Genomic DNA, 13,372 nt, shown 5'->3' on the forward strand with positions numbered 1-13,372 from the left:
CTACCATTTCTTCACCAGTCTACCCAATAAATTAGGATGGTAATGCCAACAGTGATCAAACATGGTCATCAGTTCGGGATTACCATGACGAGACAAGGTTAACGCATGGAAGCGGTTGCGGTTTCGTTTTAAATCCTCGACCTGCTGCAAAATCGATTCGTTCTGCTTGGGAGCAATAAAGTCTGAAATCACCATCAGATCGGCATTTTTGTATCGCTCACCTTGCATCAAGCTGATCGCTTTTTCTAACGCTGGCTGCAAATCGGTGCCACCATGAAAGGTATAACTTAAAAAATCACTCGCTTCACGCAGACCATCTTGTCGCGTGAGTTCATAGACAATCGCTTGCGTTGAAAACAGCATCACAAAACAATCACGATCTTCGGCTAACGCAATTTGCATCAAAGCGTAAGCCATCGCTTTGGCACACTGCTCAGGAAAACCTTTCATTGAGCCTGATGCATCAATGGCAATAATAAACGGCCCCTTTTCTAATTCTAACTGTGCATGCTCGGTAGATTGAGCACGAACCTTACGCAGCGTGCGTGACTTACCTTGCATACGATAGTTCATTAAGCGCTTATCTATTAGATGCTTATAGAAGATCACTTCGAGTTCTGGATGACTCAAGAAAAGAATTTCATTCGGCAGTAACTTATTGAGATCATCACTAGGGTGAATGCCCACAATATCATCGGTCGCTTGATCAGATTTCTCTTCCACCACCTCGGGATGTTCATTTAAGGTTGGATTGAGCGAAGGATCATCAATTTGACTGGCCATTCGTCCAAGTTGCTCAGCGATTTCTTGTAGCCCTTTGTGTTTTTTGAGGAAGTCAGCGTGACGCTTCATGACGCTCAGATCGGTTCGACTTAATTTAGCGGCCGCCATATCCCATAAACGTCCGACGTGATTTTCATCCCCAGCTTGAGCGACATTATCCATATTACGCAACGTTTCCATCCGCTGATACAACTCGGCATAAGCCTGTTCTTTACTCGCTTCAAGCTCAATAATCTGCGCTTGTTTAATTTCTTCGCTTAAAGCTTTATACCATTGGTCACAGAAAAAATGGGCAAACATCGGATTTTTCAGTGCGTTGTTATCTTCCATTAATTGACGAGCTTTCAGATAAAAAGGCGACACCCCTTCTAATTGCTTGACCAGTTCCGGTAGTTTACTAAAAAAGGTTTCTTCATCCCAATGAATCACTTGTTGGTAAAGTGCCATTTCAGTTTGAAAATGCTCACTCTCTGTGACTTGGGTAATCTGTTGTTTAACTTGACTATGCCACTTCGCTAAATGATTTTTTACCGAGGCACGAATACCATCATTTTCAACCATCATCATTTGTGAGCGTGCTAATAAATCATTGACGGCGGTTTCAATAATGCCAGATTCCGCGATGGCTAAAACAATATTCAAGCTGTCTGCACCGAGCATAATCCGACCTCAATTAACTAAAAAAATCGCTTAACTGTCTAAAGCGCTGAACGGTTTTCTCAAACTCACTGTGCGTCTCTTCTAATTGCTGCTGTAGCTCATGCAGTATCGACTGCATCGCCACAGGCAGTTCTGGATCAATAAAGTTATGTGGTAACGCACTATGAAAATCTGAACGCACTTGACGTAAATGATGCTCCGTCTGCTTGAGTTGTACCAACGCCTGTTCCGCTTGTTGTAACCAAAGTTGATACTGTTGCTCGTCTAACCCTTGCTTAGTCACCAAGGCTAATAACACGGAACGGTTGGCAATATCTTTGATAACTAACTTCCCTTGTCCATCCAGTTCAATCCGTAACCGGAATACATTTGGGTTGTGATTAACGTAACCGTAAATCTCTCCCTGCCCTTGTTTAATCGCCTTTTGCAGCTCAGGTTTACTAAGATAAATCCACCGGCTATCGCCTTTTTCGGCTTCAGCAACCGATAAATTGTTTTGCAGCAATACCAGTTTAACGAGATTTTTTGTTTGCCCCACTTGATAAAGTTTAGCTTGGCTGAGATCGTATTGATGAAATTGTTTTTTTCTTAAGCCATTGGTGGTTTCTAGTGACGGCTCCATGGCTAATTCACTTTCTAACGCTTGCTGAATGGACGTCAATTCAATACGACAGCGGTCAATTTGTTGCTCAACCTGAGATTGATCAAATGCATCACGTAAAGCAAACTCACGCGTCACTCGATACACCAATTCACGAGACTCGGGACTGTTCCATAAGCAATCTTGTAATAACAGTAAATCCAGCGGGCTTATCTGATCTCGTCCATTAAAAAATGCGGACGCTTTCAGTAACTTTACTGACTTTTTCCAGCGACGATCAGAAACATAGACATCATCGGCCGGTAAACCGCTCTCTTGCGCCGCTTGCTCTAATTGCGCTTTTAGCAGATAGAGCTTTTCAAACAGCGGATCGGTTAACGTCAGCTTATCTAATTCACTTAACCATTGATGATATTCTTGATCGGTAATTGCCAGTCCATCAGGGATTTTCGCTTCTTGTGGCGTCCCTACCGTTAACATCGATTTAAAATTCTGTTTGTTTTGAATACGATTGACAAAAACACGCACCAACATACGGTCGTATAAAGCATCAAGACCGCTCTCTTCATCAGGTAACTCATTGGAAGCCGAAATCAACAAACGCATTGGGACTCGTTCAATGTCACTGCCATTTTTAAACGTCTTCTCATTAACGACTGTCAGTAATGTATTTAGAATTGCCGGTCCCGCTTTCCATATTTCATCCAAAAAAACCACTTGTGCCGTCGGCAGGTAGCCATCCGTTAGGCGTAGATAGCGACCATTATCTTTTAATTCTTGAATGCTTAATGGACCAAACACCTCTTCAGGGGTAGAAAATCGAGTCATCAAGTATTCAAAATAGCTACTACTATCAAAAGCTTGGATAAGACGTTTGGCAATTAAACTTTTTGCAATCCCGGGAGGACCAAGCAGGAAAACACTTTCACCCGTCAGGGCAGCGAGCAAACAGAGCTTAATCGTACTTTCACGCTCATACACGCCATCCGCCAATGCTTTGGCTAATTTATTAATTCTTTCTGCCAGTAACGCTTTTTGTGCATGAGAAGAAGGGTTGATCATAGAGGCGCTCCGTAACTGGCTGAGGGTACAACGGGATTTATACATTCGTTATTAATTTGTTACAAGTTGTATTTTAAACTCGCACAGCCTTATACCAGATCTCAATAGTGAGAAAAGGGTTGAGATCAAAGTTTGCAGAATTACTTCTCAACTCATTGATGCGTAAATAACAAATTCATAAAAACGTCACGTCTGGACATCAATTGAGTTGGGGTATCCGATTAAATGGGGTAAGGTTAGTCGCTTAACGATAACCGCCCTCTGTTGATACCCTATTGCTTTTATTCATCGCTGACTGCCACGGCATTTCAACAGATAAAAATAGATTATTAGTCCATGATAAAAACCATACACCACTGGAAAAACATTGCACTGGTTGAAGAAACCATTATCTATCCAAACGGACAAACCTTGGTTCATACCACCATCAAACACCCGGGTGCCGCAGTCATCTTGCCCATCACGGCAGATAAGCGAATTATCGTTATTCGTCAATTCAGACCTTCGTTAAAAAAATGGTTACTCGAATTACCCGCAGGGACCATCGAAAATAATGAAACTGCACTTGAGTGTGCACAACGTGAGCTAGAGGAAGAGACTGGCTACAGTGGCGAACAATTTTTTGAATTAGGCCAAGTCACTCCGATGGCCGGATTTTGTGACGAAATACAATATCTATTTGTCGCCAAACAACTGACGAAAACACAGCGCTTTCAGTGTGATGATGATGAACTGATAGAAGTATTAAGTCTAACGATGGAAGAGCTCGAACAATACATTATTGATGGCGATATCAGCGATGCAAAAACCATCGCTTGCTTAAGTAAAGCCAAACTCTGCGGTTATGTATGAACCTTCGCATTAATTAAGGTGAGGTTTTGTGCAGTCAATCTCTCCATGCGCCAGTTATCCGTGAAACTCTGCGGTAGATCTGGTAAAACATCACAGTAATCAATCAATGAAGAAGTGCCATGACGGAAAAACGACAAGGGCGGCGCAGTGCTGAAGATGCACTGAACACTCGCTATCATATCCTCAAAGTTGCAGCACAACTGTTTTGTGATTTCGGTTATGCACGAGTCTCTTTGCGTAACATTAGTGAAAAAGCCGGAGTGTCACACAGTTTGATTCGTCATCATTTCGGTAGTAAAGAGAAAATCTGGCACAGCATTAGTGATGGCCTGCATCTGTATGTTGAGCATTATATGCGTAAGGTGATCAAAGAGATCCCAGAATCCATGCCAGCTAACGTGAAAGTCTATCTGTTTATCATGCGTTTATTGGCTCATGGATTGATTGTCAAACAACCTATCCAGCTGATTGCTGATGCCGTGCGTCAAGACGATGCGTTAATCGACTACTTTATCGATACTTCAGGTGAAATAGAACGATTAATTGAAGGGTTTGCCGAACAGTATAATCAACAATGCCCTGAAACGCCGATCAAAATTTGGGAAGTGAAATGGCAAATGATCATGTATACCCACAGTGCGGCCAGTTTAACGCCTTTTCTCAAAGAAACATGGCGAGATGAAGAAGCGGACCTCGACCAATGCTTACTCAATCACTGGCAACTGTTTAATGGGTTAATGATTCAAAAATACCGTATTACTGACGAGTACGCTTTATCTCCTCGCTCCGTCAAAGAGCTGGTTTATGATGTGCAGTATGATTGGCGAAAACAGTGCGCGCTCTCTCAGCCATCGGAAAACCTCTCCACTGACGAAGACTCATCAGCGACAACCGATTAAGCCAATATCTAACATATAACCCCCTAAAGGCTCACGTCTTCAGGGGGTTATATGTTTAACTATCTTTTGCCACGCTTGGCATGAATTTTCAGCTTAGCCTTTAATTGACGTTTCTCCGCCGAGCGGCTCAATCGCTGAGAAGGCGTATCGTCATAGCGTTCTAATGGCGATGGTTCAAAACCTTTTAACCACTCTTGTGGTAAGCGCTGATCCAGCAACCGCTCAATCGCTTGCAACAACGGCTCTTCTTGTGGACTCATTAAAGAGACCGCCAAACCGGATTGTCCTGCCCGTCCCGTACGGCCGATACGATGAACATAGTCTTCCGCTTTATAAGGCAGATCGAAATTAACCACTTGCTCTAATTGACAGATATCAATCCCGCGCGCGGCGACATCCGTGGCAATTAACGCCCGAATCTTGCCGGCTTTAAAATCATCCAACGCCTTTTGTCGCGCGCCTTGGCTTTTATCACCATTGATCGAGGCTGCTTTAATACCATCCAACTTCAGCTCTTGAGCTAAAGCATCACTGCCCTGCTTAGTCTTAGTAAAGACCAACACTTGCTGCCAGTTACGTGAACCGATCAAATACGCCAATAACTCACTTTTACGTTTTTTATCAACCGGATAAACCATTTGTGACACTGTGTCTGCCGTCGTATTCGCTGGCGTCACTTGCACCTCTATCGGTTCATGCATCATCCGATAAGCCAATGCCTTAATTTTTTGATCGAAGGTGGCAGAGAAAAATAACGTTTGTCGTGCACGATTTAATTTACGCAAGACTCTTTGGATATCAGGCATAAAGCCCATATCCAGCATTCGATCCGCTTCATCCAACACTAAGGTTTGTACGTTACCCAAATAAAGACTTTTCACATGTGCATGATCCAAAAGCCGTCCTGGCGTGGCGATGAGTACATCAGCACCACCACGCAAATGCTGTTTTTGCACACTCATACTGGTGCCGCCATACGCAACAACAATTTTTAACTCGCTGCCTTTCGCGTAAGCAGTCAGGCTCTCAAATACCTGCTGGGCAAGCTCACGTGTTGGCACCAATACCAAAGCACGAATATCCCTGCTGCTCAAATCGATACTAGTTTTTGATGCCGCCAAGCGTTGTAATATTGGCAGACCAAAGGCCGCCGTTTTACCCGTTCCGGTTTGCGCTCCAGCAAGCACATCATGTCCCGCCAAAATGGGCGGGATGGCCTGAATTTGAATTTCTGTTGGCGTCTCAATACCTAACGCATTCAGGCTCTCAACTAAAGTAGGTGCAATACCCAAGTCTAAAAAGGTTTTGAAGGGTGAAGACATGCTACTTTCCTTTTAAAAATACAAGAAACGCCCAGCGTTCGACGCTGAGCGTAAAGAAAATCTGGGCGCGGATTGTAGCAAATAGTTATGGCTTTGGCTTTGCGAAAATGAGAATCGCCACCTATAGTGATTATTTTGTACGCAAATGGAAATCATGATGCGAACTAACAGAGTAAGGTAACGTCAGCCTCGCTAGTGTCATAAGCCGTAGTATCGTAGTGACTTAATTCACAACCAATTTCCAACGCGTCTAACAGCTCTAAAGTATCATCATTAAGGTTTATCTGGTCTGTCATCTCGACCTCCTGTGTTATTACTGGAAAGGTGAATCACTTTTCCACTCCGTGTAATTTTGTGTCGTACTCAACGAGAACAATACCAACTACAGATTTAACACAGTCAGCGATGCATCACCAGTCAGACCAAACTAAAGATTCAGTGTACAAATAAAATTACACTAATGAACTTAATTTTTTACAACACCATTGACCTTATTGATTAATTTATTCAAAATAGCCAAAAACACCTAAGCAGCGGCCTAAACATCGTTTAACTGACTCCGTCGCACCCATTTAACCACTAAATACGTACAGATAAGTTTACAATATGATTAAATCAAAACTGTTAGGTAGTAGCTTAATTATTGCAGGAACGACGATTGGCGCGGGTATGCTCGCTCTGCCTTTGGCTTCCGCTGGGCTTGGATTTTCGACGGCATTAGTGATTATGCTTGGTCTATGGGCCTTAATGGCCTTCACCGCATTATTGATGGTAGAAATCCATCAATACTCAAGTCAAGACGCCACGTTGCATACCCTCGCGAAAGAGATACTCGGCACAAAAGGCAAGTGGATAGCGACCTTCGCTATGCTGTTCTTATTTTACTCGTTATGTGCTGCTTATATCGCTGGAGGTGGTGGGCAGTTTACTCAACGGATCAGTGAATTTACTGGATTCACTATATCTGCGCCAACAGGCACTTTGCTGTTTACCGTTATTGTCGCTGCGGTAGTCACCATCGGTACAGCGACGGTCGATAAAGTCAACCGCTTATTATTTGCCGGTAAAATCATTGCCATGATCATGGTGCTGACGTTTCTTGCCCCTAATGTTACTGAGTCCTACTTATTGAGTATGCCACTTGGACAGGGGCTGATCATTGCTTCTATCCCCGTGATTTTCACCTCGTTTGGTTTTCATGGCAGTATCCCCGCTATCGTCAACTATCTTGATGGACATACCCCATCACTGCGTAAAGCCATCGTCTTTGGTTCGGCTATTCCACTGATCATTTATATCCTGTGGCAATTAGCCACACTCGGTGTCGTTAGCCAAGCTGAGCTGGTTCAAAATAGTGGTTTGTCTGCCTTAATTGGCACATTGGCACGCAGTGCACATCAATCGGGCCTAGGGAGTATGATCGGTATTTTCGCGGATTTAGCGTTATTGACTTCTTTCCTCGGTGTTAGCTTAGGTTTGTTTGAGTTTATGGGTGATACGTTACGTAAAAAAGGGGCAGGTGTGAATCGGTTCGTCGCTTCTGTCGCCACCTTTACCCCACCGCTTTTGTTTGCTTTATTCTACCCACAAGGCTTTATTATGGCCTTAGGTTATGCGGCAATTGCTTTGGCGGTGTTGGCGATATTTTTACCGATTGCGATGGTCGTGCGCGTTAGAAGTCAAAGCTCCTCACCTGAGTATTACCAAGTGATTGGTGGTAAGCCAGCCTTGATGATTACAGGGGTCATTGGCTTATTAATTGTTGCCGCCCAATTAATGATCACCATTGGCGCACTTCCCGCACTCGGCTAATCACTGCCATTCAAGCGCCCTGCTTGGAATTCTTTATGACCTTTATCAAAGCCCGAATAAGAATCCTTATTCGGGCTTTGATATAAATGCTGAATATATCGATCTACCTCTCAATTCTTATATGTTGGTACATATATATTTCATAAATATATGGGATATTACACACTTTAATCGCTCAGATAGCCGTAAAATCGCTCAACCCCTACGCCATTGTGCTGCACCGGAGAAGATATGAAACAAGTTCCATTCAGGATGATTGATCGTGTATTCATCAAAATATCCATCAACGATAAGATGTGGGCCGTGTTTGCGCTCTTTTTTATCACACTAAGTGCCCTAGCTGGCGCTCGCTATATCAACACTATTACCAACTTTGAGACTCAAGCGAAACAAGCGGTAGAATATAAGCTGCAAGGGATCATCAGTCAAAATGCCATTACCCTGATCCCGGGATTAGAATCTCGCGCTGCTTTGCAAGATACGCAGTATCAACAAGGTCGAGTCATGGCGACGGCTCAAAGCAACAATGGGCAGGTCTATCGTTTAACGGAAGACTTCTCTCGTCAAGAGCAGCAAATGCGCTCTGCCGCTTTCAAGGTGCTTTTATTCAGTTACTTGTGGGTTCTTCCGTTCGGGCTTCTTTGCTATTGGATTGCGACTTTCTTAGGTGGAGCATTGTGGGATCTCTACACTACGACGCAAAAAATTGCGAAAGGCGATCTGACTTCCCGCTTAGGCTTTCATCCTGGACGTGATGAGTTTGGCACCATTGGCTGCGCACTAGATAAAGCCATGGATACCTTGACTGAATTAGTGGTCACAGTAAAAGACAACTCAGCGACACTCACCGATACCTCAAAAGTGTTTGCCGGTGAAATGAAAGAGAGTGAAAAACAAATTCATAATCAATACGCGTCGTTAGATTCTGTTGCCACCGCAATGGAACAAATGACCGCCTCCGCACAGGAAGTGTCGAGCATTTCTCGTCAAGCCACTCAACAAGCAGAACAAGATGCGAAACAAGTTGAGATTGGTCATCGTCGAGTCACTCAAGCGATCAACGAAATTGAACAATTATCACGCTTTATCGGTCAAACATCCTCATCGGTAACAACCTTAAATGAAAATGCGATCAAGATTAATGAAGTGATCACCACCATCAACGCTATCTCTGAACAAACTAATCTTCTGGCACTCAACGCAGCGATTGAAGCCGCACGAGCTGGTGAACAAGGTCGAGGATTTGCTGTGGTTGCTGACGAAGTTCGCACTCTCGCTAGCCGTACACAATCAGCCACTATTGATATTCAATCGATGATTGAAAAACTGCAAAGTGAAAGCCGTACGATAGCAAAAATGACCGAACAAACGGTAGGACAAGCGCAAAGTAGCAGCAGCTTAGTAATGGAAATTGGCCAAGATATTGAAAAAATCGCTCATTCGGCACGGATGATCAATGATATGAGTGTACAAATTTCAACGTCTGCAGAAGAGCAAAGTTCAGTCGCTAATGATATTGCATCAGAATTGAGCGATATCCGTAGTCAGTCCAATACCATTCGTCGCGTCGCAGAAAAATCCTCATCCGGGATTAATGAAATCAGTCAAGCGACGCAAAACCTCAGTCAAATATTAAGTCGCTACCAAACGAATTAATTCGCCGCTTTCTCCTCTCATTTGAGATGAAAAGTGATTTATTAAAAAGCCAGTCAACTAATGTGACTGGCTTTTTTATTGATAACCATTTGTTGATGACCAATAACGACTGACCATAGCCCAAAATAAGTGATGGCTAATAACGTCGTTTAGTTATATCGCTTCACTATCCGGATAACCTTGAGGATTTTGTGACTGCCAACGCCAAGTATCTTGCGCCATCTCTTGGAGGGTGCGTGTCGCTTGCCAATTTAGCTCTTTCTGAGCTTTCGTTGGATCGGCCCAACATTCGGCAATATCACCCGGGCGTCTTGCCACTAACTGATACGGTATTTGACACTGATTAGCGGTTTCAAAGGCTTTGACCATTTCTAACACACTGTAACCCTGACCTGTGCCTAAGTTATAGATATGTAGCCCTGACTGAATGCCGACTTTTTGTAGTGCCGCAATGTGTCCATCTGCCAAATCCATCACATGAATATAATCGCGTACACCAGTACCGTCTTTGGTGGGGTAATCACTGCCAAAAATAGACAAGCACTCTCGCCGCCCGACAGCAACTTGAGAAATGAACGGCATTAAATTATTCGGAATGCCTTGCGGATCTTCACCAAGCTCTCCCGATGGATGCGAGCCAACCGGATTGAAATAACGCAAAAGCGTGATGCTCCAATCTGGATTAGCACGTTGAAAATCATGCAAGCACTCTTCGACCATCAATTTACTACGCCCATAGGGATTCGTCGCGCTGGTCGGAAACTGTTCAGTGATTGGCACGCTAGCAGGATCGCCATACACGGTCGCAGAAGAACTGAATATTAATGATTTCACCCCCACTTCACGCATCGCGGAAACGAGCACTAGGGTACCATTGACATTATTATCGTAATATTCGAGCGGTTTTTGTACCGATTCACCAACCGCCTTCAACCCCGCAAAGTGAATCACCGATTCAATCTCATGTTCGGCCATAATGCTCATTAACCGCGCTTTGTCACGAATGTCGCCATGAATAAAAACGGGGCGACAACCTGATATTTTCTCAATTCTATCCAATACCGAGGCTTTACTATTGTATAAGTTATCAACAATAACTGGTGTCATGCCCGCTTGAATCATCTGGATACAAGTATGACTACCGATATAGCCCATTCCCCCGGTGACTAACACTTTCATACCTAGCTACCTTTGTTCGTTAATTTGTACATCTTAGTTATCTGTTTGAGTCATTGATTCGATTGCAGCACGATTGACCACGTTCATAAACCTATTCTATCGTTAAGTACTTTCAAAATACTAATAAAGAATCCAAGAAAAAACCTGTCATCGTATTGATCTTATCCTATAAGATAATGATAAATAGGCTCAAACGATGACTAATATTCAACATCAGATAAGTAAGGGATAACCAATAAGGATCACCTTCTGTGAGTACGACGCGAACGATCAAACTAAATTGTGATATGGGCCAAGGCTTTGGTGCATGGCAGATGGGGGCCGATAAAGACATCATGCCTCATATCGATATGGCTAATATCGCCTGTGGATTTCATGCTGGCGATCCACATCTCATCAGTAAAACCATTGATTTAGCACTACAAAATGACGTCATGATTGGTGCTCATCCCGGCTATCCTGATAAACAAGGCTTCGGTCAACGCTCCTTTGCCCTATCGGATGAAGAGATATGCGATATTGTGATTTATCAAGTTGGTGCGCTCAAGGCCTTGTGTGAGAGCAAAAATGCCGAGCTAAGCTATGTCAAACCCCATGGCGCGTTATATCGTGACATGATGAGAGATAAAAATATTTTCCGATCAATGGTCGATGCGGTCTCTTGTTTTAATCTTCCCCTGATGATTTTAGCCTCGCCGAATAACCAAGATTATCTCGATCTGGCGGATCGATTTGATGTGCCGCTGTTATTTGAAGCGGTTGCCGATAGAACGTATCTGGCTAACGGGCAATTAACGCCCGACACGCTACCTAATGCGATACTGCATAGCGAAGAAGCGGTATTAAACCAAGTCAAACAAATCTCTCGTTATGGAAAAGTAACCAGTGCAGACGGTTTTATTTTGGCGATTGAAGCAGACACCTTATGCGTCAACCCAGGACATCCAAAAGCGGTTGAATTGATCAACCGCATCCGTGAGCAGTTGCGTTAATGATTACTAGTGCCAACAACCTTAGCTAACGCAATCGGATAACCACGCTGCTCCGCTAACTCGATGGCTTTTTGCTCAATTTGTTGCTCGCTAAAACTTAAACACACCGGGTGCTGCTGCTCAATCGATAATCCAGAATCAACGTCGGCTAATTGCCATGTCGAAACCAGTCGTCTCGCTGCTTCCAAAGCCGATGAGCCTTTTACTACCTCAATGCGAGCATACTGGTTGGCCTCAAACGTAACATCTGCCGCGCGCAGTGATGCATCGACACCTGGGATCTGCTGAGCACCAAATAATGGGTTTCCACCAACCTCTGCACAAGCGAATTCGGGCACAAATTGACTCATGTGTTGAATTGCTCTTAAAGTCCGTTCACTTAGCGCTTGGCTTGACCAGCCTTGAGTCAGCTTTTCCTGCAGATAAGCGGGCAAACAAGGTTGTGAGGATTCCGCCGTCGAAGACACCAAGCCGTCACTGAACAACGTAATGTCTTGTGTCATACCGTGCAATTGAAAAACACCATCTGCATAAGGGGTTAGCTGAGCCATTCCTTGTGGTGTGCCTCTCGGGCCATGGAAAATTACCTCAGGCCACTCTTGATAACAACGCGGCCAGTGGGTCACAAACGCAGCTTTAAACTCAACCAGACGCTGCCGAGGATGTTGAGTTAAATCATCAATTTTACCCGTTTCATAACCGCAAGCATTAATTAAGTAGTCACACTGTAACAATTGCTGATGACCATGACGATCTTGATAGGTTAACTGCCACTGTTGATCGACGAACTGGGAGTCAACCAACGTCGCTTGGGTGATGACTTGGCAATTTGGCAACGCGTCTAAGGTTAAATGTGCGCTGGCGGCTAATCGGAAGACGCTCCAACCATATTCTTGCACAGCAACAACCGGATATTTCAGTTGAGATAAATCCGTATGCTGGGCAAAAGGGATTAACCAATCATCGAAGCTGGTTGGTACCTTCGGTTGTGACTTAAGTGCAAGACGCTCAAGCTCATCTTGCTGATAAAGACGAAAATAGTCACTGGGTTCACCGAGCATTTTATTGTGACAGTCTTCGGCGACGAGCTGCTGGTAAGCGGAACGAATGACTTCTAGCCTCGGTAACACTTCCTGTACAGATCCAGGATCACTGTGTGGAATGGCGATCACTGTGGGTCGACGATTTAAAGTGTGCGGATATAACCTTACGGTTTCTATCGATTGACGCAGTAATTCAATGCACTGCTGTTGAGAAATTTCTCGATATAAATTACCACCTGCATGAAGATGGCAAATCGGTGGTCCGTTGACGAGACCAGCACTCTTTTCCAACAAGGTCACCTTTAACCCGAGTTCACTTAGATGCACCGCGGCGGTGGCACCTGCGACACCACCACCAATAATGGCGACGCTCGGGGCTTGTATTTCTGGTTTAGTAAGTAACATTTCACTGCCGTTGGTCATTACGTTGCTGCCTATTCTAAAACGTGTAAAAGGTTATGAAAATCACATTTTTCACAAGGTCTTATCGATGTTATACCCAAATGGGCCT

General features: G+C 44.0%; 11 protein-coding genes. 5 read left to right on the top strand and 6 right to left on the bottom strand.

Annotated elements, in window-relative coordinates:
- Positions 1–1,443 carry an ATPase RavA stimulator ViaA gene (viaA, locus tag FKN88_RS03340; RefSeq protein ID WP_161426001.1) on the bottom strand — a complete coding sequence of 481 codons (1,443 nt, stop codon included), beginning with the start codon at positions 1,441–1,443 and terminating at the stop codon, positions 1–3.
- Positions 1,444–1,456: 13 nt separating this feature from the next.
- On the bottom strand, positions 1,457–3,106 hold the full coding sequence (locus FKN88_RS03345) for an ATPase RavA domain-containing protein (RefSeq protein WP_154171142.1): 1,650 nt from the start codon (positions 3,104–3,106) through the stop codon (positions 1,457–1,459).
- 336 nt (positions 3,107–3,442) lie between these two features.
- Between FKN88_RS03345 and FKN88_RS03350 the strand changes: the two genes are divergently transcribed.
- Together FKN88_RS03350 and FKN88_RS03355 are read left to right on the top strand one after the other, a co-directional pair.
- Entirely contained in the window at positions 3,443–3,958 is a 516-nt protein-coding gene (locus FKN88_RS03350) for an NUDIX hydrolase (protein WP_154171143.1), read from the top strand.
- Positions 3,959–4,077: 119 nt separating this feature from the next.
- Positions 4,078–4,857 (top strand): TetR/AcrR family transcriptional regulator, encoded by a 780-nt coding sequence (locus tag FKN88_RS03355; protein WP_154171144.1) that lies wholly within the window; start codon positions 4,078–4,080, stop codon positions 4,855–4,857.
- Positions 4,858–4,916: 59 nt separating this feature from the next.
- On the opposite strand, the gene FKN88_RS03360 is transcribed toward FKN88_RS03355, so the two are convergent.
- Together FKN88_RS03360 and FKN88_RS03365 are read right to left on the bottom strand one after the other, a co-directional pair.
- A complete protein-coding gene (locus FKN88_RS03360; protein ID WP_154171145.1) occupies positions 4,917–6,179 on the bottom strand; it encodes a DEAD/DEAH box helicase in 1,263 nt (420 codons plus the stop codon).
- Positions 6,180–6,343: 164 nt separating this feature from the next.
- Positions 6,344–6,475: a hypothetical protein gene (locus FKN88_RS03365; protein WP_261384366.1), complete on the bottom strand. Its 132-nt coding sequence runs from the start codon at positions 6,473–6,475 to the stop codon at positions 6,344–6,346.
- Positions 6,476–6,785: 310 nt separating this feature from the next.
- On the opposite strand from FKN88_RS03365, the gene FKN88_RS03370 reads away from it, so the two are divergent.
- Together FKN88_RS03370 and FKN88_RS03375 are read left to right on the top strand one after the other, a co-directional pair.
- The gene (locus FKN88_RS03370) at positions 6,786–7,991 is read left to right on the top strand and encodes an aromatic amino acid transport family protein (protein ID WP_154171146.1); all 1,206 of its coding nucleotides are present in this window, start codon (positions 6,786–6,788) and stop codon (positions 7,989–7,991) included.
- 231 nt (positions 7,992–8,222) lie between these two features.
- Entirely contained in the window at positions 8,223–9,647 is a 1,425-nt protein-coding gene (locus FKN88_RS03375; RefSeq protein ID WP_154171147.1) for a methyl-accepting chemotaxis protein, read from the top strand.
- A 153-nt stretch (positions 9,648–9,800) separates the two neighbouring features.
- Here the strand turns inward: FKN88_RS03375 and galE are convergent, their stop codons facing one another.
- Positions 9,801–10,826: a UDP-glucose 4-epimerase GalE gene (gene galE / locus FKN88_RS03380; RefSeq protein ID WP_154171148.1), complete on the bottom strand. Its 1,026-nt coding sequence runs from the start codon at positions 10,824–10,826 to the stop codon at positions 9,801–9,803.
- Between the two features lie 251 nt (positions 10,827–11,077).
- Here galE and FKN88_RS03385 point away from each other — a divergent pair, with 251 nt between their 5' ends.
- Positions 11,078–11,818 (top strand): 5-oxoprolinase subunit PxpA, encoded by a 741-nt coding sequence (locus FKN88_RS03385; protein WP_154171149.1) that lies wholly within the window; start codon positions 11,078–11,080, stop codon positions 11,816–11,818.
- Here the strand turns inward: FKN88_RS03385 and FKN88_RS03390 are convergent.
- Entirely contained in the window at positions 11,815–13,284 is a 1,470-nt protein-coding gene (locus tag FKN88_RS03390) for an FAD-dependent oxidoreductase (RefSeq protein ID WP_306687223.1), read from the bottom strand. The two genes, FKN88_RS03385 and FKN88_RS03390, sit on opposite strands and share 4 nt — an antisense overlap.
- Positions 13,285–13,372: the final 88 nt, after the last annotated feature.

The organism is Vibrio sp. 2017_1457_13 (assembly GCF_030851525.1).
In the GTDB taxonomy this organism is placed as follows: Bacteria; Pseudomonadota; Gammaproteobacteria; order Enterobacterales; family Vibrionaceae; genus Vibrio; species Vibrio metschnikovii.